Below are 25,962 nucleotides of genomic sequence, written 5' to 3' on the forward strand. Positions count from 1 at the left end.
CTATCCTATCCTAGTTGAAGGTTGCGGAGTCGTCAGGTTCTGCATCGCGCCCTGGATTGCCGATGGGATAAACGCCGGACTCTGACCACTGCGATTGCCTGTCAGGGTGTTGAGCTCCTGAATCATGCGCTGGTAGTCTCGATTCAGTTCTGTTTCATTCAGCTTCGCCGTTGTGGGCCGCTCACCCTGATCTACTACTAATTCATCGTCGTCTTTATTATCTCTGTACAGGCTGCTCAGGTCGTTCAACAGCTGTTTGCCCCTGCGAATGACCTTGTTCAGAAAGGACTGGTTTCGGTTGCCTTCACCCCCAGTGGCCAATGAACCCTCTGCCATGCTCTCATTCAGTGAGCGCGTGCCATTTGGCTGTGAGGTATCCACTTTCGCAAGCACCTCGTTCATGTTGAGCACCCGGTTATTGACGATCAGGCGCTCAATGGTCTCGCCTTTCCCGCTGAAAAAATCTTGCACCCGAAGGCTCCGGGTGGCATTGATCGGATTGGTGTTATTTTCGCTGTTTTTCAACAGATTCTTATTCGCCAAGACAGTCAGAATAAGATCCTCGTCCGACTTTTGATAGCGCAACGTCTGGCAGTCATGGGTGTTAATCTCGAGCTGGTCAGCCGTGCCCGTGGCGTTTGCCAGAAGCCATTGGTTGTTCTCCGTGTCATCACCAGAGAAACGGTAAATAGCGCTCTTTTCATCGATTAAATACTGATGTCCGGGGATGGTTTGCTCTGAAAGTGAATAACCAGACTCGAGTCGTTGACCGATCATTTCCTTGTTATCCAGAATGCCGTCATCCAGTTCCAGACTGTCTGGCCAGCCATTGGCGTAGACACAGTCAGGGTCCTGCCAGGTGCCCATTCTCACCAGGGGATCGGCACCGGTCGCCATCATTTCTATCCCTTCAGGCGACGGGAGACGATGGTTGATGATGAGTTTGTCAGCGGCATAACAGTTCAATGTGCGAATTTTTCTGGTTGGCTTGAAGGCCTGGGTTGCCAGAGCAACCCGGCCATCCCGGTAGATGTTTAGAAAACCACTGTCATTTATTGTCATGGCCAGGTGCTGACGAGGGGAGCTGAAAAATTGCCTGACCCTTCTGTGAAAGACCCTGACACCCTCTGTTAGCCTGATTTCCAGTCCCCCGGATTTCAGGCTCAGGCTGATGGCATCAGAGCCGCCAGCATCAGCAAAATGAACCAGCGTACTCCCGGCCCGTGTTCCCCAGCCGAGAGGCAGGCCCCGGCGAATCCAGGCTGCCAGAAAAAAACGGCCGCCGGTGACCGGAGGCGGCATCAGGCGTGACAAACCGGCTGGACAAGGAATCTGGTCCTGGTCACTGCTGTCAGTGACATTGCGCAGATCCAGCGAACGCCAGCTTGCTGCCTGCACATCCGCAAGGCTGACACCAGCCATTCGAACACGGTTAAACGAAGAGGGGGCAAAGAACAGTTTCACGGCGCTATTTTCCCTGCTATTCTCCTTTGAATTCTCCAGCTCCAGACTGATAAGATTATTGCCGGAGCCGGGGTGGACACTGGCACCGCTGCTTTTGAGGTGGAAAATATCATTGCCCGAATCGCCGAACAGCCCGGCCCCCGGCTTGACAGTACCCGAGATGAAGAACACGTCATCACCTGGCCCGCCATGTACCGGTGCTGTGATATTGCCAAGCCGGTAAGTACCATCCAGCCGCTTATCAACAGTCAGCCTAGTGTAGTAGTAGTCTCGAAGGTTTTTGCCGCTAAGCAGTCTGGTTCCGTTGTTGCCCGGAGCAATCGTTGTCAGGCGCCAGATATGCCGTTCCAGACCGTTGATAAAGTGTCCGGTGACCAGGCTGCCATCCTTGCGCTCACAATGGGGAACGTGCTGTAAATGGATGCTGAAAAATAAGTGTCCGGCGTCGTTCACATCCAGACGGGTATAATTTCTGGTCAGTCGCCATTCCAGCTTTTCAGGCTGTACCCCGTGCAATACCAGGGTATTCCCGTTGTCCCGGTCGACGATTTGGGTGCCATTGGCCTGCGGGTAAATAACGTAAATATCCGGCCCCAGGTCGCCAGAAAGCAGGTCAGGCCCCAGGTTCGCCACCATCCGGTCAGCTTTCGGGCTGCCATAATGTCGGTTGTACCCAGCCCCCCCAACCGTGGTGGTGATTGAGCTGTTGCCCTTGATGCGGGGAGAGGAAATCCTGAAAATATCATCACCCCCTCCGCCATCGACGGCAAGCCCAGCGAGGGCCGGAATGCTGAAGATATCGCTGCTATCGGGGCCTTTGAAAACCTCAAAGTTGCTGACACTTAACGACCATGTGTTACGGGTGCTCCTCGATCCCGGTTCCCTGAGCGTATAAAACAGACGAGCCTGGATGTTTGTCTCCTCAGAGCAGGGCCGGGAATCGTTTGCAGGGCAAGAGCGCCTCACTGAGCCTGACACCACAGACAGGTGGAGCCGGACAAATTCCGGGGCAAGGATTGCCCGGCTCAAGTCCAGCGTGTCTTTACCCGGACCACCGTTAAAATGGAAGGGCGTCGGCAGCTTCAGAAGTAAAAGGGCGTCATCACCCCCTCTGCCATGAAACCGGCGCAGCGAACCTCTGGACACATAAATGTTATCTTTATCATCACCGAAAAAGTTGATGCTTCCCTTCCCGGTGTCCTCCAGGATAAAGTTCCTGACCGTTAAACCATTTCTCAAGCCGACAGTCACAGCACGACTGACGGGCAAGTTAAAGAGCAGCGTATTGGCACCACTTCCTCCGTCCAGAGAGGTGCCTCTCTGCCAGGGCGCATTGACGATGAGCCGGTCATCTCCATCCCCCATGTCCACCTTGTCCAAACCACCTCCGGTGCTGAAAATATCCGTACCATTGGAGCCAAAGTAGGTATCATTTCCCGAAGTCCCGGCCATCTGGTCGATCCCACTGAATACTGTCTGGTGATAACGCCAGTGGCCGGTTCCATCGGTATTCTGCCATCGGGTCTGGGCGATTCCTTTCGTCACATTGACGTCTATCCCATCCAGTTGATAGGTTGAGGTGATAACCTTGACGCCAAGACTTCTGGAGTGTTTCTGCAGAAGCCGGGTACCGTAAATAACAGAAAGACGCTCGTCGTGTACTAACTGATTGTATCCCTCCTTCCCGGCAATAACGGTCGTATTGCCCATGCCGACAATAAACTGGTTATTGCCTCCCATATCCTTTAAACGATCATGACCTCCCATGCCAATTAATACGTTATCCGTAGACGGGTTGCCCGTCAGCTGATCATTACCCGGACTACCCAGTATGATGGGGATGCCAGAGTATGAGTCTGAAGACAAGTCAAGATGAACCGCCGGCAAAATCAGAGAACTGTTGTATGAGGGAGAGGCACTGCATGTGTCACGAAAATAAGTATCAAAACCATAATTCAGCTCCAGCATGGCCAGGGTTTTCGCCATTGGCTGACCGGGGAACAGCTCGGTCCATTGCTCCGAGTCAGTCCATTTTGACATCTGTTTCATGGCCAATGATGTCTGGCGGCCCTGTTGTTTTCTGCGACCGTCCGCATGGGTCTTAACCAGTTTTAAACCCAGTGTGTGCCTTGGCCTTAGAAAGCTGACACCATGCTTCTTAATGGCGGGAGCTGCACCTTCAATAAGCAGCTGCTGTTGGCCAAGCTCCAGGGTCAGTTTGCGTAGAAAACCATTCTGTGGAGTACAACGGTCAGAGACGAAACCAAACTCAATCACCAGATTGATATGATGACTTTCCTGGCTGCCAATCCGATGCAGACCAGCGCCCAGTTTTTCCCCCTCATTGGCAAGGCGCTGCAGCCTGGTCTTTTTACGCCATTGCTGCCGGGGAAATTCACCCAAAGGTTTTTCCGGGTGACGGTTTAATAATGCCAACATCGCCTCTGTGGAAAAGCGATAGTCATCCACTCGCTTTCTGACCCAGCAATTGGCTTTGTCTAAACGAACAAAACCCCAGAGGGTGGTGTTCCTCAGGCTGGCCAGGGCCTCAGTCATGGACAGGGAAGCATTTTTGCCCGCTACTTCCTCCCAGTAAATACTGGTATTGGCATGTACCTCAAGGCCGGATAAACCGGGAGTGTGAAAATCAAGCTTCATATGCTTATGTGGCATTGAAGGGTCAAGAGCCAGGTTCAGGCTCTCGTCAAAGGGATTGATCGTCAGGCTGGCTATCTGATGGTCGCTGCACCCGTGATCAAAAAATCCCCAGCGAATGACCAGCACTGGCCATTTCCCGGTCGGGGGCACCTGACGTTTATGGACGTGAATTCGGTGGTGACCTAGATGGCTGCCAGGACGCAGCATGATGGTGTCTGTGTGAGTGCCCGTGTAAACCTCGTGGCTACCCTGAACCTTACCGTCACCCAGCACCACTGTGTTAAAACCGCTGCGTAACCGGATAGAAGTGCTTCCGCCGATGGCGACCACCGTGTCGTTGCCACCCCTCAGGTCCACGGTATTGGTACCGTTGGTGACAATGAAAAGGTTATTACCGTGGTCTCCCCAGAGTGTGTCATTGCCAGGGGAGCCCTGGATGACCTCTACCTCTATCAGCTGCTCTCCCTCCGACTTAAAGCGGTTGGCGAGATCCAGCTTAAGACCTTTTTTTCTGCCAAGGTAAGAAACGGTGTCCGTGCCGGGACCTCCATGGACCCGGTTCAAGCCATTACCCAGCAGCGCCTGATCATTACCCGGGCCCAGGGCTATCCAGTTAGTCCCGTTGCCATTGCTGGCACTGACAAAGTCATTGCCGCCCCCGGTATGAACCTCATTTTTACCACCCCACAGGTAAATATTGTTGGGCTGGGCCGTCCCTGTCACGGATACACCTTGCGTCGACCCTACTACATTTTCAACATTGGCAATCGACCCTCCGGTTGCCAGCAGCTGTATCACCGTCGCGTAAAAGATGCTGGGGTCATTGGGCCTGGGCCTTTCTCCGCGCTCCCTAAGTCCGGTCTTGCTGAAATAGTAAAGATCCCCATTGGTTTGCAACAGGTAAGCACCCCGTTCCGAAATATACATATGACCCAGTTTTGTATAGCCAATGTTTACTTTTTCATGCTCGTAATGGACGTGTTTGGACTTGACTCTGCCAACGTAAAAGTAGGTCTGAAGGCCATAGTGATCAGAAATTCGTTCTACTTTTGTGTGCTTTGCGTCATACCCCGTCAGCAAATCTTCGGGGGGTAATTTTTTATCTCGGGTTGCACGATGGTAATCCGCTTTTATCGATGACAGTTCGGCAATGTACATTCTGCCCGGGCGCAGATTTTCTTCCATGCTATCGCGTGGGTTAGCAGAAAAACCGGACTGATAGCCATTGATGCCGAAGCGGCGTGAAAGGGATGGTTCATTCCCTATTTCCTTACCATCCGGCGCGTCGCGGTTAACTCCATGTTTTTTCAGATATTCAGGAAAAAGGTTACCCCAGTGCCAGGTTTGCAGGTTAACCTCGAATAATGTGTCAGATTTCGTCCAGTTAAGGCGATAGTAATGCGTTTCCGGTTTTATGAAGTAGAATAGAGAGTGCCTTAAGTAAGGAATCTTGATCTCGCTTGGCAAAATCAGGGTGTCATTGCCAGATCCCCCATAAAGAATTCCCTTGCCCAAACCCGGTTCAAGCCGGTCATTCCCTGAACCACCAAACTGCTTTATGTAGCCAAGGTCGTCTATAAGATGGTCATCATCGGGACCTCCGTACTGAATCCTGCCGTTGATAATGGTGTCTCTACCCGGTCCGCCGTAGCCGAGCCCGTAGTTATATGGCAAACGGAGGATGTCGTTACCTCTGCCCCCATAAGCTACCCCTGACTCACCAATCCAGATATCGTCATCACCAGAGTCCCCAAACGCCGTCCCTGATTTTATGATCCGGATAATATCGTTGCCGTCGCCCCCTTCCGCCAGGCCTTTCTCAAGCGTCAACCGGTCATTGCCTGACCCGCCGTACAGCTCTCCCTCGTCGATGATCAGGGTGTCATTGCCACCCAAACCATAAAATATCTTGTAGCCTTTCTCGCCACGCATGTAATCTTCCAGGTTCGACCCCATCTTTGTACGGCGCCGGTTGACCCGGTCGGTAAAGGCAAGGCCTTTTGTGGTACCAGCCAGTGATCTTTTTTGGGTTACCGACAATTCTTCCAGGTTATCCTCATACTTGCTCTGGTGAAGAAACTCCGTGGCATCGGTATGGTACTCAAACCTTGAAAACCCTTTTTTCTCGAAGTCTTTCGCCATGTTGTCCATGTATCGTGCAAAGCCATCGCCTTGCACTATTGCGTCGAACTCCTGCCGGGCATTGTTGGGCGGCATGAATGCCGCGATAACGGTCTGTATGACAGTGAGCAGCTGGCCGACCAGGTCGGCAATCACACCAAACGGTGGAAAAAAGTCCAGCACCATGCCGACAAGATCCAGGGCAATCGAAATCGCATCCAGGGCGATCATCATTTCGTAATAAGTCGCCTGGGCATCGTTGCCAGACGCTCTTGCATCTCTGGCGGACATCTCATTAGAGGTGATGGAAACAACGGCACCTGCAATACCAATGAAACTGCCTCCCACCGGCACCATCCTGGTCACGACCCTTGAGGCTTTTGCCGCCCTGGTGGTGGTCTTCAAGGTCTTGAGACCAGAGCCTGCGGCATCGCTCCCCTTGATCAGACGCTTGCCACTGCTCACCAGCCAGTGGCTGGTCATCGCCAGGCCATAGACAGAGTTGCCAATCTCCAGGCCGGCCCCGGCATAGGCCAGGTTCCGGGTTTCATCAGGCAGTATGTGGCCGTATTTCTTCAGATTCTCAATGGCCTGGATACCACTGGCAAGCCCTACAATGGATTGCCCCGCGCCAACACCGACTTTGATACGCCCGTATGTTTTGCTTCTGTCCAGCTTATCGAGCATGCGGGTAACTTTTCCGGGCCGCTTCTTCGACCCGCCCCCCGGACCGTTGGCATCAAAGCCACTCCCTCCGGGATGATCTTTGCGGGTCTTCAAGCCCTCCATGAACGCCTGGTTTTTAAGCAGCTGCTCTTTTACATACCGGGTATCGTCAGCACTGTAGCCCGAGTCATTGAGCGAACTGACAACACGGTCAATCACCTGCTCTGGCGTCAGCCCCTGCTGCTCTGTCAGTGTTTGCCGGAATAGATCAAGGAACTTCTTGCGAAACACCGGGCTGTCCTGAATATCCTCGGTGGCCACCGCTGCAAAACGCCCTTGTTCCAGCAGCAGGAAGGCGTCTGCCAGTAACCCCTTGTCACCGGCAGTCTGCCTGATACGGTTGAAACGATCACTGATCTCAATGGTATCCAGGTGCCCGCTGATCCGGTCCATCAGGTCCATCGCCGTCCTGACCGGTCCGGAGCCGTCGCACAGCACGCAGTCTGCATCGGGCAGCCGTGTTGCCTGACCGGCTGGCAAACCCGCCTTGTCCAGTTTCTGCAGGGCCTGCCGGAAATGAGATTCGGTCATATCAACGATGCCGGCCATCTGGCCAAAATCAATATCGCTCCTGAGTGCGGCAAGGCTGTCGGCTACATTCTGGCGAATCTCCCCGGCCAGAAGGCGGGATTCAGAGGAGCCCTCCCGGTTCAGCCTGTGGGCCATCCCGATAAAGCTGGTCAGACGTTCCAGCAGCCCGGAAAGCGTCAGCTTGCCCTCTTTAACCGTGAACTCGCTGACCAACGACTCTGGCGACAGCTTGTCCATGCCCTTTGGCAATTGGATTCGCTTCTGTTGCAGGGCCAGGAATGTTTTTGTCTGGTCCTCCGGTTTCTGTGCCTGGGCGGCTTGCAGCAGAGCCAGTGCTGCCGCGGCGGTCAGCGGACTGTCAGCAGCGCCATTGCCCAGCACCAGGGTGCGTTGGGCAGGCATCAGGTAGGAGGCATCGGCGGTGATTGAAGGGTCGGTCAGCACCCGCATCGTCAGGTTGCCAGAGGTCAGTGAAAACGTCCTTTTCCCGGTCAGGTTCAGCAGTCCATTAAGCCGCTGATAAAGCCCGGTAGAGATCTTTTCAGGCAGGGAACCCAGCGCGCTGATCTCTGCTACAAGTAACTTCCCGGCGATGGTTTCGGCCAGACCTGCCGGGATGGCTGACTGCCGGGCATAGTGTAGAAAACTGTCTGCAAACCGCTGACGGGTGACAGCGTCCATCTTGTCAATAACGGCATTGACCTGGCCAGTCATGTCAATGTCTTTCAGTTCCCTGAAAGTCTCATAATGGCGTGCCAGCTGTGACAGGTAAGCCTCAGTGGTTGCAGCGTTTTTACCCGGATTCAGGGGCTGGCGCAACAGCCTCTTCAGGCCATCCTGTGACTGGGGGGACATCAGTGGGAAAGGATTGTCCGGGCCCGCCGGGGTGATTTTCAGATAGCGCCTGTCACCGTCTGCCATCACCCCATGTCGGGGACTGCTGGCGATGGTTTCAATGGTCTCAGGCTGCCACGGTAAAGCCTGCACAGACGTTGGATCTTTACTCTGGACGTCCTGCTGCGGGTTAACAGGCAACTGGAACGACCTTCCGACCTGCTGTCGCAGTCTTACCGCCTTCTGGAATACGGTGTGCACATCTTCATTCATATTGGCCAGCAGGCCAGTGTCAAAACGCTCCCAGCCCAGCCCCCGGGCAACAGAAGCGCAGGCTTTTTCCAATGCGGCGACCATGGATGCCGCCGATCCAATGGGAGGCAAATTAAGATTGTTGATAACTTTGATATCGCTGTCAGGCAATATGGCCGTTACCGCATCAGTCACTCCCAGATGTATCTGGCTGGCTGGCTGCCCGTTGCTCCCCAGAACCTGATCCATCTTCCAGTAGATAAAATGAACCACCAGCGACTTCAGGTAATCGCTGATAACGAGCCTTAGCCCGTAATCTTCGTAAATCACCTTTGCCCGATAGGACAGGAAGTTTGCCGCTGCCGCCCGACTTAACCCGAGCAGGTTAGAGTTGAGCAGGGATTCCATGCCGGAGCCGACAGTCCATAAGGCCCGGTAATCGGCGTTGACCTGCCTGAAGGTGGAGGGCGGGGGTCTATAGGAGGCGATGTTATTATCAAGCTTGGGATCTGGAATCAGGGGAGCTGAGGATTGTTTCTCATTGACGACCTTGTTGAAAAGAGTGCGTTCACTGTCACTGACTTCAATTTCTCCTTTAGAAAGGCTGTCCTTTATTGCCTGAATCCTGGCTTTATCATGAAGCTCCAAATACGCCACTGCCCGGCGGTAATCGGCTTGCGTACCTTCAGCTAACAGCAGGTTATGATAGCCTTCGACCAGTTGCCGGTAGAGGCTTGTGTCTGAGGGCTTGTCAACCACCGGGGTCAGCGTGTATTCGCGAGTCAGTCCTAGGGGGCGCGGCTCATCGTCAGGCAGTGTCGCGGTATTGATCCCGAACTGCTGCCGCACCTGCTGGCGCAAGGCTGACAGCGATCCATCACCGCTCTCAAGAGCCTTCAAGAAACTGGCACCCACCAGGTTCGTCAGGGTTTCCCGGAAAATGAACGGCCTGTTCCTGTCCTTTGTGCCCAGCAATAACAGGACCTGGGCACTGTTTTCCTCATTCACACTGACACGGCTGTCCACCAACGGCCAGTCAGGCCGGGGGCTGATTCTAATTTTAAAAGGGCTGGCATCGGCAATGCCCGCGTCTCTGACGGGTTGCACCAGAGCCTGAAGAAGGTTCGATAAACGTGACTCACCCATCCCCCGGGCAATGAGCTGAATGTCGTTCTGTAATTGGTTTCTGCCAATACGGCCCTGCCGTTCCAGCCTGTGATAAGGCTCCATATGGACAACCAGCCTGATCTGCAAAAGACGGTCTGGCCAGCGATCTGGTAGCTCGACGCGAAAGACCTTGCGGTGATCTTCGCTGCGGATCAGGGCGTAGCCGGGACCCTGGTCGGAAAAAGCCAGGTCATCCCGGCGACCCAGCGTAAACGCCTTTTGCCCGTCCGTGGTCTGAACCTTGGCCTGATAACGGCCCAGCCCGGTATCGAGGGTGAAAGCCGGGGGCTCCCAGCCGGGACCTAGCGGCAATGGCGGATTTTTTTGCAGGAGATCAAGCCATTTGTTGGCCCGCAGGGCATTGGTTCGCAACCTGACCGGGTCTGTGGTTTCCAGACCCCTGAGCCGCCGCTGAAAAAAATACTCCGCCAGCAGCAACTCACCGCCGGTCAGGGATGGCTTTTTGAGCAAATCAACAAGGGTGTCGTCCAGGTTGTCGGTCTGCTGCCGGGACAGCGGTGACAGGGCACGCTTGATCGCGTCCCGGTAATAGTCCCGGTCGGTAGCCGCGGGAGCCCACCCAAGCTCGGTCCCTAAAGCGGCCGCAGCCTGCGGGCTGTCAGGTGGGTTCTGTCTCAACAGTGCCAGCAAACCGCTAAGCTCATCCCCTGCCGGGGCGGACAGGGGGCCGTTCTGGCTGTCAATGGTGATGAGATGCTGGTCACCCAGTCGGGTGACCGGTTGCCGCCCGGTGCTGATCAGTGCAAGGGTTTTCCGGCTCCCGACAGTGACCGGCACATTGCCGTGAGAATCCTCAGCGAGGGGAAGCTGTCCGGGGCCGACCCATTCATTACGCACGGCCTGTGCATCCGCAAGCACCGCCTCTGCACGGCTTAACCAGGTCAATAATTCCTGTCGTTCTGCCGCTGTGAAGGCGATGCCCCCTCGGTCTTTCAGAACATCGGTCAACACCTCTTCAAGCTGCCCGGCGAGGTTGTCGATCCCGGTCAGTGCCTTCAACTCACTGTCGTCGAGCACGGCTGTGACCACATCCGCCGGATCAGCCAGAACTGTGGGCTGCGAAGTCACCCTGCGCTGGCTGATCAGCCCACTCCAGGCTATCTGGGTCAACAGTGAGCGGAGATTTCCCAGCTTCGAACGACCAGCGTCGGATAACCGGTCAACCCGTTGGTTGCAATAATACTGAACCCGCTGAAACAGTAAACGGGTTTCCCTATCCCCTATCAGCCGACCAAAGCCGGACAGGGGGTCAGCAATGGCTTTATAGGCAATCCGGACCCGCTGGCGGTTGTTCACAGTCGTTATCTCGCCCGCCGCAGTGACCCTCTGAACAGGGGTATGAGCTGAGGCTGTGGCCTGGACGAGCGACAGGTCGAATCGCTCCCGAAGCTGGTTTTCCAGTTGCAGCAACGTCCGGGCACGGGTGATTTTGGCCCCCTGCAACCAGCTCATGGCGATGGCTGGCGAGTTCGCCTGGTCGGTACTGGCGAGCGCTGCCCGACAGAAATCCTTCAGGACAGAGGCCAATGCCCCCAGGTAATGACTGGTGGAGTGGCGTTGCCCGGCCAGTACCGCCGGGTCAACTTGCAGCACCACGAGCCGGTTGCCACGGGTGTCCCCGCTGCCCCCGGGGCGGTAGGGTATCACCCGGTCAACGAGAGCCTGTTTGCCAAGCCTGACCACCAGCCTGAGAGGGGCAGGGGGCTTCATACCAGGCAGTAGCTGGCTGTCCAGTTCAGTCAAAGTGGCGGGTTTGATAAAGCTGTCGGGGAATCCCAGGGCATTGACCAGACGCTGTCCTGCAGAGGTGGCAATAAAGACTCTCAGCTCTGACAAGAGCCGTTCGGCCTGGTTCGCCAGTGGCTGGCCTGGGCGGTAGTCGGCAGGGAGGATCACGGCTATCCTGTCATCCGTGCTCGTCAGCGTCCGTAACTCAGAACTGTCCGCTAGCAGCCGGTGATTTTCCCGGCGGGCGGCGGCCAGTTGGTCCTCCAGCGGTTCCGCCGGGTTGAGTTTGAACAGCCCGTTTGCATCTGACGCTGCGTTGTCCAGCTTCAAGCCATAAATCGTATGGCTATCGTCGTTTTTTTTCAGCACCGGGATCAAGGTGTTCCCGTTGTTGTCGTAAGAGGCCAGGAACCTGTCGTCGGGTTGCAGACGGATTGCGCGGTATTGACTGTCATCTTCTGAAATCAGCTGGTAAATCTGGCCACTGGAACGTTCGACCGCCACGGACGTCGTGGTCAATGTCCCGGCTGGAATATCGCGCTGACGTGAGGAATCGTCACTGGCGTGGATACTGTCATAAAGTGAAGCTTCGCCCAGGGGGATGACTGTGATATCGCCACCTGAACGGCTAAGCACCCTGTGCAGCTCACCTTTGTAAGTAAGGAACTCAACTTTGTAATAAGGTTTGCTGGTATCGGTGTTACTGATATCCGAGCTGTCAATGTCCAAAAAGGGGCGGTCCGCCAGATTTCCTGCTAATAGCAGGCGAATACCACACCCGTCGACCCCACGTCGGCAGCGTTTGTTGTCTTGCGCCTCAGGGTCCCAGATGACAACCTTCAACTTGCTGCCATTGGGGCTTTTAATATCACTGCCACTGTGACTGTCGGTGTCGCTATCGCTGTCAGACACAATCAACCAGTACGCCGATGAAGCAAACCCGCTTGCATCGGTTGGGGCCTGCGAATCGGGCGTTGTTTTAAGTGTGTCTAGATAGTCAATCAGTTCCCAGTGGTGAGGGGCCTGGTGCGTCAGAACATCCTTCAGTAATTTGATCTGCTGATCAGTGAAAGCCTCCCTGAACAAGACTCTGTCACCATCAGGCAGGTTGCGGTCAAACTCATAAAGTGCTCTGGTAAAGGTTTGAATACTCGAATCATTCTGATGCGTCTCAATCCACTCAAAGAGCACTTCAAGTCTCGATGAGAATGATTCAGGATTCTGATTGAACAGCGATGTCACCGCTTGTTTAATTTCTTCCCGACTGATGGATGATCCAGCGGGGTCAGGATAAAGTGCAGGTGAATCCCGGATCAGTGCCGCGGGCAGGAAATCCCATTGCCGGACAGTATCAAAATCAATAGTGTCACCCAGTTGACCCAGTGGCCCGGTTTGCTCTGGCCAGCCAGACTGGAACAGGGCGGTATCAACAGCCTCTACACTCTTGGCCAGACCCATGGCGAAGAAGCGGGTGACGACTTTGTCAAAGAGTCCGTGTCCCAGTGAAGGGTTATCCTTCATCCCAAGCTCGATAGTTACAGCGGTATCGCCGACCTGCAACTGGGACGCCTGCAAGGTAATATGGGGATTTAACTGCCAGTGAACAGGCAGGCCCACACTGAGGTCAAGCGAGTGCTGCAGATGGAATTGCCGACGATAGATGTCCGCTGAAAAGCCATTGAAAATTTTAATAAACAGCTCGACATCATACAGGTAACGGTGTTGATCCAGCTGGCTGTCCCGCACCGCTTGCCGGTAGAGTCTTTCGTTGTGGCGCATATCCAGAAACGCCGCCGGAAACTGACTGCTGTGTGACCTGACGGGCAGCAGCATCCGTTGTGGACTTGGCTTGACTGATGGCAGTGGAGTCATCAGCTCGGTCACCGGCTCCAGGGAGCCGGCCAGCACAGGCATGAACCCCGCGTCGGTCTCCAGCTTGAAGAGATGGCTTCCATCTGCGAGGGGTTGCACACTCCTGATGCGAAAAGCCGACGGTGTCCCGGCTTGAATGTCCTGACTGATCTGCCTGTTCACCACAGCTAGCTGGACTTTGGTAAGAACACGGGCCAGCTGCTTAATATCTTCCTCCGGATACTGCAAGCGATATTGACCCAAGGCTTCCACCACCGCGAAACGCTGCAATTGGGGCAATGAGGAAAAGTGTTCCGAAAACCACGGCCAGCCGGCTTTACCCACACTGGACATCGCCAATTCAAGAAACGCACGGGTAATTTCCGGATCATGGCCAAGCCGGTCCGGTTGCAAAGCCAGCCTGAGGCGGCTCTGGAGGTTATCGGGGGTTGCCGGGGTTCCTGGAAACAGGCGTTTCACCCTGCCGGTTTGACCCGGCAGGGCCAGGTCAAGAAGATAATGGCCATCGGCGTTTCTGGAGACAGGTCGCGCCGTGCTGTCCTCTGACATCCGGCCGGTCCAGAGTGCCCGGGATTTTTGCTTATCCTTCAGGGGCAGCGAGTAGTAGTCCGGCAGTGTGCCGGGCAGCAGCCCGGCGCCGTTGGCAAGGCGGTAATCCAGAGCCATCCCCAGCAGGTCTTTGATCCTGATGCTTGCTTGCAGGTCCGGGGTATCCCGCTGTGCCAGGACAGTGAGCTTCGCTGCCAGCTTTTTGGTGACCTGTTGCAGGCCAACACGCTTAATGTAGTCACTGAGTGAGGCAACGGCGCTGTCGGAAAGGTAGGTATGGATATAATCTGCCAGCCTTATTCCCGGAAACAGGGCTTTTCCGTGAGAGTCGTCGTCCCCCGACAGCCGGAACAATATCAGGGTAAACAGCGACTTTAACTGAGCATGGATTGCCTTGTTATCGCCTGAGGCCGGATCGCCTGAGGCCTGGATAACCGCTGTCGCTAAAAATCTGGCTGACTTCAGGCTGGCCAGCAGCCTCTCCCCTTCAGGGCTGTCACTGTCAGCAAGCAGTGCGGCGAACACCGGCATATCCAGATTCTCAAAGGGAAACCTCAGGATGATTCCGGTGTCTGCCCCGCCGGTGGTTTTTGTCCAGTCAATGGACTGCCCTTCAGGGTTCCCATAAAAGTCGGCTTCCAGAGCAAGCCTGTGGGTGTCCAGGTCATCCAGAGACAGCGGGGCCGATAGCCATTGCAATCCCGGGTGACCTTCGGCACCAAGCCATTTCAGAGTCGTCAAAGGTGAACCCTTGATCTTTGTCGGGCTCTGGCGCACCGTGCTGTCCGATCCGGCAGGTCTGGAAACAGTGTCGGTTATTTTTTCAAGGATTATCCGGCCAGATGCGCTGTCTTTTATCACCGTCCCGGTGTCGGTAAGCTGCACCAGGGGAGCTGGCCCCGTTTGCGGGCGAACCTTGCTGTTACTGTCTTGCTGGTCTGGCAAAGCGGCCAGTGTCAGTCCTTTGGCCAGGCCATAACTGCGGCCAGTGATGATTGCCGATAACCCCCAGGTCGCCCGCAATTCTTTTTGGGCCTGCTTGAGCGCTGCGACATCGGGATGGTTTAACAGGGCTACTGCAAAAAGCTTTCCTATGGAAACAGCGTTACGGTGTTCTGGCACCGTGTCTTTTGTACCCACTGTCAGGGTCAGCGGATTGTTACTCAGGCGACTCTGACAGGAGTGCCATTGGGAGTTAAAGACAATCGTTATTTCCTGAAACACACGACTCAGAGAGATTCCGTACCCGGACAGTATCTCTGCCGATTTAAGCACCGGTATGATAAAACCTTTACCTTCATCAGCAGAAAACAAGTCCAGGATTGTATAAAACTCAATGGGCAGATAAAGCTCTGCCACCTGTTTCAAGCGGGCAAGACTGTTAGTGGTTGCTAAAGGAAGCCGTTGATTCCCGCTTGCCCGCTGAACATCCTCGGACAGTATTTTTTGCAACTGCGCCAGAGTGTCCCAGGCTGATCCTGACGGCCCGCCGGTTATTGCCCTTAGATTGGCAGTCAGCAGCAACCGGGCCAATCTGTCCTGTTGGATTGTGTCCTGTTGGATTGTGTCCTGTTGGATTGTGTCCTGTTGGATTGTGTCCTGTTGGATTGTGTCCTGGCTTTCCTGCAGACGGTTGACGAAGGAACGGATTACGTGCTTGAGCCTGACGTGGCTGAGTTGACCCAGACGGTCGAGGATGGACTGCTTCATCCAGCGCTGGTAATGCGAAATTTCGGTTTCAGGGCTGACCAGGGATTGGGCTTTTTTTAAAAAAATCCTGTCAACGTCCGGGTCTGCTCCCAGTGACCCCGGGTTTTGAACGGACTTTATAATCGAAATCGTGTAAGGCTCGGGAGGGGAAAAAGCCATATTTTCGAGATTGGGCCAGAGTTTTCGAACCTCTATTGTACCGAGGAAATGGTTTTGACCCTCGTCATCGACATAATAAGTGACATCATGTCTTGAGAGTGGACTTATGACATCTATGTAACCTTGCTTCGGTGCTTTGTTCTCGCCCTGGGGTAATTCGAAAAAATTTGAGAGATCACCAGAGGGGATAACCATCTTCCCATGTTCGACACGATGATCCAACAGGTCGGTGAACAGCAATTTTAACCTGACTTGCAATCGCTGTTTGGGAACCTTCCACGCCCTGCCAAGCCCTTCAGCCTCAGATCCCACCCTGGCCAGTTCATTGACCGTTTCCTGCAGCAACGAAGTAAAGGCCTGCCAGCTGTAATCCTGGATGGCTGACTTAAGTTGGGCGGCCTCCGAATCAGAGATGACAGTCATTAAAAAATCAGCGGTACCTAGTCTCAATAATCCTCTGATTTTATTGATAGGGGTACCTGGAAGATTCATTTTCCCCCTCATAAAATTATCGGTTGAACTGTCTAATGCCTGCTTGTACAAATGCAGGGTAAACATGGATTTCAGCAAGTCAGAATTCAGATTCAGTGTTTCTGAAATGACAGAGGCCTTATACTGGCACCAATGAAAAACTTTCCTTAATATGTCTTTTGTATTCGAGACAAAAAGATCGGGAATATAGGAGGTTATATCCCCAATCAAACTAAGATCGACCCCAATATTGACATGAATACGATAAGGGGGTATCTGTGCTTCTGCCGCTATTGCTGCCTCCATCTGGTCAGGCAACAATGAAACTTGACTGTTTCTATATTCATCAAGGTTAAACAACTTGAAGTCTTCTAAATGACCTTTGGGGTTATTGCCAAGTAGCTCGTCATTATAAGCCTTAACTAAATCGGCTACGGTATAACCACCGTCAGGTATTTTTGCTAAAACAGAGACCATCGCCCTGGTCGCATGAAATAAAGCTGAGGATTCACTGAGATAAGCCGAGAGCGGTTTGGGTCCGGTAATGATTTCAATGATAGAGCGACCCTCATGGATATCAGTAGACAGGAGCATACCAGGATAATCAGGGTTAATAAGCTCATTAGCATTTGATTGACTGCGTGCAAGCAATACCCTCTGGTCAGCATCCACTATTGTGATGAGATTCTCTATTTCAAGACCGATCTGTCCTCCATAATCGTCCCGACGGATCTTTGAAGTTTTGCTATTTTTTTGTAATCCCTTAATGTCAGGTTCAGGCAGAATTCTTTTTCGAATTCTTTTTCGAATAGTTTCAAAATCGCTGCTGACACCTTCCAGCCGATTCGATGCAACAATATAAGCGGCTATCAGGCTTGATCTTGAGAAAGTGTGATATTCTCCAACCCGCATTGTGTCTTCGGTGAAATACTGGCTCGGATCCACTTTCAGGACACAACCGGTATTATCAACCAGAACCGGTTGTGGCGTTTCTGTAGCGGATGAATCGGGAGGGGTAATGACCAGTAATAGCCGGACAGAGTCGGGTATTTTGACCTGGTCGAAGCCTGTCCCGACAGAACCATCAATAACGCCCTGATTCACCAGAGCCCCCAGATCACCAAAGACCTGGCTCCGATCCTCTGCCAGGGTGTCGGAAAAATCCTTGAAATCAGAGGTGGTTCTGAGCAATCGAAGGGTTTTAATAATATCATTGCGTAATGAAAACAGCTGTTTGGAAGGACTATTGTTTTCAAGAACATTGTTTTCAAGAACATTGTTTTCGAGAACATGTTTGATAAACCGGGCAGAGAACAAGATCGCGATCTTCGACGCCGAACCCGTATCGCCATAGGAGTGCGGTGTCACTTCGCTAATAATTCCGGGGCTGTTCTCCTTTATTTCACTGCTATAGAGGTCCGTGTCATGGGAATACGTTTTGCCTGACGACTTTTCAAACTTAGCCAGATCTGCAAATAACCTTTTCTTGTTTCTGGCGGCTAAATCGGATCTGGCTATTCGTTGTTTTATCACCTGGTAGTCCGGCTCCTGCAACTGCAGTGCAGACCTCAGTTGTGAATCCCGCATCTGTTTCCAGAACTCTGCGTGTACTTTAAACAGACCTTCTAAAAAAGTAGAAACAGAGACCACCGGGGCTTTTGCAAGGTGACGAATAACGTTTCTGACCGAACGGGAGAGATTTCCTTCATCAAACAATACCTCCAGTGCCTGCCGGAAATCATCTACAGTACCCTCGGCAAACTTGAGCTCATGGTCATCGCTATCAAGGACCAGTGCACGATAAAGCGGATCGCAGGGATCCGGTAACTGCCGCATTGTCATACTGTTGTCAAAGCCGTACTCACCAAGAGGATCACTATAGAATGGTGTTTGCCATATCTCCGCAGCACTGTTGAGAATGTATGGGTTTGCACCATTTGCCCGCAGTTGCAGGAATAGAGCCATCCCGTAGAATTGGGTCAACACCCGGGCCTGGTTGGCTTCAGACGAATGTTGCTCTACATCCCTCACTCCAATCTGGAGGAAAGGCCCAGCTAATTCCCAATCCTGAACACTTACCCGACTGTCCGCGAGCAACCGGTCTCGTTCCGGGCGAACACTAATGGGCACCCATCTTGTTACAAAACCAGTCTCTATCTCCCATTTGCGCCAGGCCAAAAGGGCATCGACGAATTCATTAGGTTTGCTGAAAGTACGAAGCAAAGGCTTCAGCCTATTCGGGGTTCCATCCAGTTTCGACAGCTCACGCAGCTGAGAGCGATAGGCTCTGTGCTGGATGGTCGAGAAAAAAAAGGGTGAACGAGCCCCCATAGTGGTTTGCGCGGTAAAACGCTGGTGCTCGTCGACAGACATCAAATCGTCGAGAAAAACCTTGCGATGACGGCTTCCTGAAGGTGGGAGCTTGACGATGAAGACCCTTTCGTCGGGGGCCAGGGCGAGTAATTCTGCGATCAGTAACCTCTCCTGTTGATCGGGTTTCTGATCAGTGTCCAGGGCTTTTTCTGCGCTGGTCACCAGGCGCAGCAACAGTCTTCGTATCAGGCTTCGGAGAGCATCAGGCTCCGAGTCCATGTTAATGACTTCGTTGGCCAGTGTGACTACATCAACCAACGACAGTTGGTCTATTTTTTCATCAAGCTGCTGTCCTGTCAGGGAGTCTGAGTGTTGGGTATAGGCTGACTCAATGGTATTGATCAGTGTCTGGGCATCACGCGACCCAAGCGGACCAGAGGACTGAAGCATAGACAGGATATTGCGCAGATTATCTGGAAAAGCCACGCTCTTACTCTCTGGCACGTCCACCAGAACATAAGTTTCACCCGAAAGGTCGGTGACAACAGGCAGGTACTTGTTGTGTTTGTCTCTATCAAAAGCCTCGCCACTAGCCAGAGACACAGGATCAGTAAAACTGAAAGCGCCATCAGGATCGTGCTTCAGCCTTTTGTTAATCCCAAGGGAAAGGCTTGCTTGCAGCGACTTTCTCTGTTCGCTCCTTTGTCTGGCGTTCAGTCTCGGTACTTTTTTGTCTGCTTTGTCCGTCAGATAGTGACCCAGCAAATTTTTCAGAGACTGGATATACCAATCGCTCAAGTCGGAAAAGTTAGTTTGTGACCGTTGCACCGAGAGGGCAAGCAGGTCATCTTTTTCGAATACAGAAGCTATCAGGTCAGGGCTGGAGATCCGGAACGGGTCTATGTCATTGCCACCAGGTGCGACAATGTCCTGCAAAGACCCAAGCAACAGGCGAGTAAACAACGCTGTCATCGCACTGGATGGCGGGTTTGCGACTTTCCAGGCCAGCTGATACCCCGCCTGCTGGGTCCGGAAAAAATTCTCCCGGGCAAAGGGATCGCCGTAGGCCACCAGACCCACCCCGGAAAACGGGTCACCGATTGATTCTGCGCGGACAAAGGCGCTCATCTGACGTTTTTCTTCCGGCTGAAGCTCTTCTTCTGGCTGAAGCTCTTTTGAAGCCCCGGCCCGGGCAACAGGGAGTTCGACATCGGCAGTCGGCAAAGGCATCAACCGGTAAGGAGAAAGGTTATCACCGGTGTTTTGATAGAGTCGACGGTTGTAATCCTCAATCAGATCGGAGAGTTTCTGCCTGCCATTGTTTTCGATAATCGTTTCAATCAGTAAACGTTTGGCCTGTTGGAAATCAGGGTCACTCTCTTTACCCAGACGAACATAATCCCTGCCGGGGGGCAAAGCGGGCAAATCCCGGAGTTTTTTCACCAACCCTTCTTCAACCGGGAGCTGGCGAGTTGTTAACTGCCCCCGCCCGTCTTTCCCAAGCACCAGTTTGACGCGATGGTCTGACTGTGACCACAGCAGATCGCCGTTGGCGGGCAGCATACCCGTCCATTTGCGCCCCAACTCATCCACTGCTATCAGGGCATTACGAACCGTGATTCGTTCTGTCCGGATTTCATCAAACAGTGCTCTGGCGAAAGCCTCCACAGGGTAATGCTCCCCGCTGGCATCAGCGCCACAACCCACCAGACTGACAGCCCTGACAAAGCGCCCGCCGGTTATGCGCTCAAGCACTTTGGCCAGTTGCGCAGCCGTCTTCCCGCCCAGAAGAAACTTTTCGGAACCGGCCTTATACCCCTGAAACTGTCTGCCGTGGCCAACTACAATAATGCGGGTGTCGTCTTTAAGAAAATCAGTTTGCAATGCCTCAAGCTTAATGTCCTGGCCTGTATTTGGGTCGTACAGTGAACCATAAGAATCCAGAACTATATGGCGGCTGAAATCGGGCTGGTATTTGTTTGCCAGATATAAGCTGGCTCTGGTTTCATTGTCACTGTCGTTTAGCTGAAGAATGACCTGATTTTTATAACGACTGTCTTGCTCAGCAGTCAGGGCATAACGTTCGGTTTTATCCGTTCTGGGTCTCCAGCTACTGGGGCTTTCATCAGTATCGTAACTGACTAAATCAATCTGTGCTAATGGGTTGATCTGCGTGAAAGATAATTTTACTTCTTGACCAACAAGGTCTTTTCTTGAAAAAAAATCAGACAAATAATCCCGGGAGACTTCTATAAATGCTTGGGACCCTGATATGAAAACCGCCGATCTGGCTTGGTGCAATATTCCATCTTTGCGATAATCAAAAAAACTGTAGGCGGTTTTCTGATCAACATTCAATTCCCTGGCGATTAATTTTGCAGTTTTGTCTATATCTGTATTAGAAGCTTTTAATGGCTTATCGATATTTAAACGTTCAATCAATTGATAACGTCTTATAATTCGTTTCTTAACTGCCTCAAGAACCTCACTGTCAGCTGGCGCGATAATTAAGTTATTGTTGAAATTTAACGTTTTTTCATAGGTTAATTTTATTTCCACTGAACCAGGAATAACCCTGAGCGAATCTTGAAAGACAAACAGGGGTTTTTCGCCGTGGTTGGCTATGGCTTCTTCAATGGCCTTAATAAGATCAGGGTATTCTCTCTTTATGCTGTCATAGTATTTCTCTTGTTCTGGATCCGGTGTCCGGTCAAAAAACAGCTGTTCCGGCCCTTTCTGGCCAAAATACTTAATGATTGCATGGTTAACGGGGTAATCCGGATCGATCCGACCGCCTTCATAGGAATAAAAATCCGGAAATTTAATATGTTTAAACAATTCCTTGTTAAAAGCAGGTAGTATATCAACATCCAGATAGACACCCCCTCCTTCCTTATCTCTGGCATCTCTGGCAAGTACTGCCATTCTTACCAAATCTGCTGCAGCGGCGAAAATCCACCTTAGTCCAAGTTCTTTGATGTACCCTTCTTTCAGGCTGGCTTCATTGCCTGTCGGCCAGAGTTTATTGATGTCTGCCAGCCTGAACTCACCGGATTCAGGATTGCTCCTGATCTTGGCCAGCTCGTCGCTGAACGCCTTCATTTGCTTCAGACTTTCTGTTCGTTGTTTTTCTAGTTCGCTTTGATCCATACCCAAATGCTTGACTAAAAACGTCTTTGCCATGTCGTCAAAGGATTTACCTTGGGCGATGCCTTTTTTTATAGTGCTATAAGCCAGGTCTTGCAGTTGATTTAAACGTTTCACAAATTCATCCCTGGCATTTTCTTTTTTCAGGAATGATTCGGGTATTTTCTCAGCGGCAACAGACTCACGGATTTCCCGGGCCAATATAGGCGCTAAAAACGCTTGTGGATCGTACCAGAGCGTCATCGACCAGGCGGGAACCTGTGAAACCCAGATCTTGAGACAGTCTTCAACACCTTTTTTGAGAGGACCAATCCAGATAGTGTGAAGCTCTTTCGGTACCTCGACCAAAGCGTCCAGCAGGTACTGCTTTATTGTGGCAACCAGCAGGGAGATGACTGCTTCACCCATAAACGGTTTGGGCAGGTTTTCCTGCATCCGATAGACAAGGGCGTATTTTTGAAGGGCCGTTCCCTTCAGGCGAAGTTGGTCAAATTGGGCAATTTTTTTCTCCAGCGAGGCTAAATTATCCGAACCAAGAGCAGCCAGATGGGGCTTCAGGCTGCGCTTGAACATCGCCAGAGTCGGCATGGCATCATCGGGATTGACGGGCCCCAGCAACCCGCTGTTGGGCGACAACACAGAAGACAACTGCCGCATTCCAGCGGCACTTTCAGCCAACAGGTTTTTTTCAGACAAGCGTTCGACTTTGGTGTCCCCGTCACCCATGCGAAGTGCTTTCAGCTTGTCAGACCTGTCGGCCAGTGACCAGGTCACCAGACCTGTGTCTGCAAACAGGCCAACCCACAAACGCCCCCAGATATCCACTCTCAAAAGACCGTCACGGGCAGTCATTGTCTGGGTTTTTGTTGCTTGCAGGGTCTTTTTCAGGTATTTGCTGACAAGCCCGTCGTGATCAATGCCTGAGCCAACCAGGTTAACGGTTTTAACCGGGGTATCAGCAATCAATTCATTGATTTTTTTTGACAGGTCTGACGCGGTTTGCCCGCTCAGGGTAAATTCCCCGTCGCTGGATTGACCCAGGCCGACCACATGAATCCGGCTATCAGCGTCCAGAAATTTGCGGATATCGGCATTATTAATCCTTGCGCCTGTCTCTCCATCTGACCAATAATCGCCCTCATTGACCAGCCAACGGATTGAGTTATAACTCACTCTCGTTTCTTCGCGGTTTTTATATTTGTCAAACAGGTAATGGCTGGCCTTACTGATCGGGTTAGCATCGCCAGACTCCATCTGGATAACCAGTTGTTGGCTGTATTGGCTGCGCTTTTGCGGATCCGTGACCAGATAGCGCCTGATATCGTTTTCCTGATCCCGGACAGCTGCCGCTGCGCTGGAAATGGTAAACTGTTCTTTGGCTGAAAATTGAAGAACCTCCAGTAAAGCTTCATAGCCTGCCGTCCAACTCATGGCAAACTTGCTTTCCCTCAATGCCTCATCGCCATTCAGGATTTGATGGCCTTTCCCAAACTGCTGTATCCCTCTGAATCGGTAATAAGCCAATGGCGCAGCAGCATCCTTTGTATTGGTTAAAATCGCTTCTTTTTGTTTGGCATCATTCCAATTTGTCAAACTGGACAATTCCAGTCGACTAATCTCTTCGTGTTGTGATATGAGCGTGTTTTGAGCAAACTCAATGGTTGGGTTGCCTGGTGTCGCCGCGAAAAATAAACCCGGATTTTTTTCTGATGGCACATAGGCCTGATAGGGCATGACTTTAATTTTTTCCAAAGGCTTAAACAGTTGCGAGGGATCAGCACTCTCCACACGCTGTACAATGTTGCTCTTCAACCAGGGGTATTTTTCACCGAACCAGGCAATATCGTCTGCAACCTTCTGTTCAATGGCAGGAGCCTGATCGTCAGGAAGGAATTCTTTGCCAAGCCGCTGGATGACCAGCTGTGTCTGTACCGCCCTTACCCTGTCCCAATCTGTTTTGCTGACGCCTGAATAATCAACCCCCTTGAAAAGATCCTCATTCAATTCAGGCGAAAGCGAGGTATCAGAATAAACACCACCGCGGGTGGCCATCACCCTCATTTTCACCAGTGCCTTAGCCGCAGGCTGATGACCACGCAACCCCAGTTCCCTGTAATAGTCCTTTTCAGTCACCTTACCATCTTTCCCGTAGGCACCGGTCCAGACCTCATTAAGGTCGATGAGGGAAAACTTCGCCTCTGGATAAGAAGACTTTATCTGCCGTGCAAATTCCCGCAAGGATTCCTGCATTCGGGATTTTTTTTTGTCAAGGTCCGCCTTGTATTTGAGGTGGCCTGTCAGAAAATCCTTCACCGCCTCATCAAACTGCTGGCCCCGTTCTATTTTTGGTTTTATGGCTTTCCAGGCCTCATCCTGTAACTTCATCAGATCTTTCAGTAAACCTGATTCAAAATCAGAGGGATTACCGGGATTGGTTTGACCGGCCAATTTACGGGTCATTGATTCTTTAAGGGCTTCGGCAAGCACACCGGCAAGCATTGCATTCGGGTCATACCAAAGATTTATTCTTAAGCCGGACTCTGAATTGGCCAAAATCCATGACCGGATACGCTTCAGTTCGTCATCGGTTGGGTTAACGCTCACAAAATGCAGCCGTGGAGGGACTGACTTCAGACGACTTTCCAACCAGCGCTGGATGTTGGTAGCCAGTTCCGCAAATTTTACGCCGGTTTCCTGCGGGTGATTCCCGGTCAGGTCGGTGAGTTTTTTGTAGACTTTTAACGCCGAAGCAAAGGTTGATGGTGCATTCACATGGCGATAGCGATCAAACTCCATAAAAGATGAGAGCAGGTCTTCAAAACGTGCGTTCAAGTCTGCGTTCAAGATCCGCTGATTCTGTAATAACGGCTCAAATTCCACATGGAATGCCTTGGCGTCAGGAATCAGTTGGTCAATTAATTTTAAGTCTGAACCTGCCACAGGATCACGATCGGAACGGCGAACCCTGTGCACTGTTGCCGGTTTGGTAACTGCGGGATAGCGGTGCCTCAGGGAAGGTAGCAGAAGATCGTCATCTGCGGTCATAGTGCCAATGGAAGCCAGTTGCAGACGATAGCTGCCATTCCCGTCAGGCTCTGCTGTCAGTTCCAGATGACGCCCCAGGGAGCCGCGCCCGGTCACCGCCAGGCGCACAGATGTGCGGCTTTCTGTCACTGTCGTTTGATTAAACCTTACCTCTACGGGCAGGGTTTCTTTAACCATCATCTGACGGGGGTTCACTACCGGTAACGGCAGTCTGTCCTGTTCGAGATAGTACCGTGGCAAACCAAGCTCAGTACGAATCCGGTTTTTGATGGCATTGGTATCTTCTTCTGGCGCCAGCCCGAGCGCCAGCCGCAATGCCTCCCCCAGCTGGTAAAAGAACGAAAGATGGCCTGACAGCCACCCGGAACCGTAAGGCAAATCGCCCACATCCGGATCAAAAGCGATGAGAGTAAAGGTGCCGTTATTGACTGTCTGGTTAACCGGCACAAGATCATGGACAGTGTCATTTTTCGAACCAGGCTCGGTGGGCAGATAGGTTAGCAGGCTGGACTTACCGCCGGGGAACGCAACATTGCGACCGGGAACAATCAAACTGACATACTCTCCGGGAATCATCCTGTTGCGCTCATCGGGGGAAACTTTCAGTAATCCATGGTCGTGTATGTCGCCAAGAGTGTCAGGTCTTATCGGGGTTGTTACATTGCCCGACAGCATTCGCAACGCTTCGGTATTGTTCAACCGGTGTCTGAACATATCGCTGGCATCCACCAGTTGCCGCAGGTCACTGGCGAGGGTCTGGTTACTGGAACTGGCCAGGTAGTCCGGCGTCAGGTAAATCCCTATCCAGTCACCCAGGGCCTTGAGGGTCAGAAATCTGCCCCGAACGCTGCTGGTGGTGTTTAACAGCGGCGCCTGCTCTGGCTCGGCCAGACCGTCGTATTCATCCTGTTGTGCCTCATCATTTTTCTTCAGTCGCTGAAGGTTTGTCAGGGCCGGATTGCCGGGATCTCTGGCGCTCAGCCAGTTCAGGCTGTCATCAAGCGCCCTGCGGAAAAACCATTGTTCACTGCGCAGTGGTTGTTCGTCGTAAACTGTGACAATGGCCCTGAGCAAATCCGCTATTTCCGCGGCTGAGCGGTTGCTCTCCGTTAACGGTTGCCAGTCCTCCATAACACCGGCAAGTGCTGGCGCCAGCCCGTCACCCTGATAAAGTTCCCGGACCGCATCAACAAA

General features: G+C 52.5%; 1 protein-coding gene (cut by a window edge). It reads right to left on the reverse strand.

Annotated features, from left to right (window positions below):
* A protein-coding gene (locus P6910_RS09155) for a TcdA/TcdB catalytic glycosyltransferase domain-containing protein (RefSeq protein ID WP_317145967.1) crosses the window boundary here: on the reverse strand, positions 1 to 25,962 show its 3' portion. 1,515 nt of this gene lie beyond the right edge of the window; only the last 25,962 of its 27,477 coding nucleotides appear in the window; its start codon lies beyond the right edge, outside the window — the gene reads right to left on this strand; its stop codon occupies positions 1 to 3.

Origin of the sequence: Endozoicomonas sp. 8E (assembly GCF_032883915.1) — a bacterium.
Taxonomy (GTDB): Bacteria; Pseudomonadota; Gammaproteobacteria; order Pseudomonadales; family Endozoicomonadaceae; genus Endozoicomonas_A.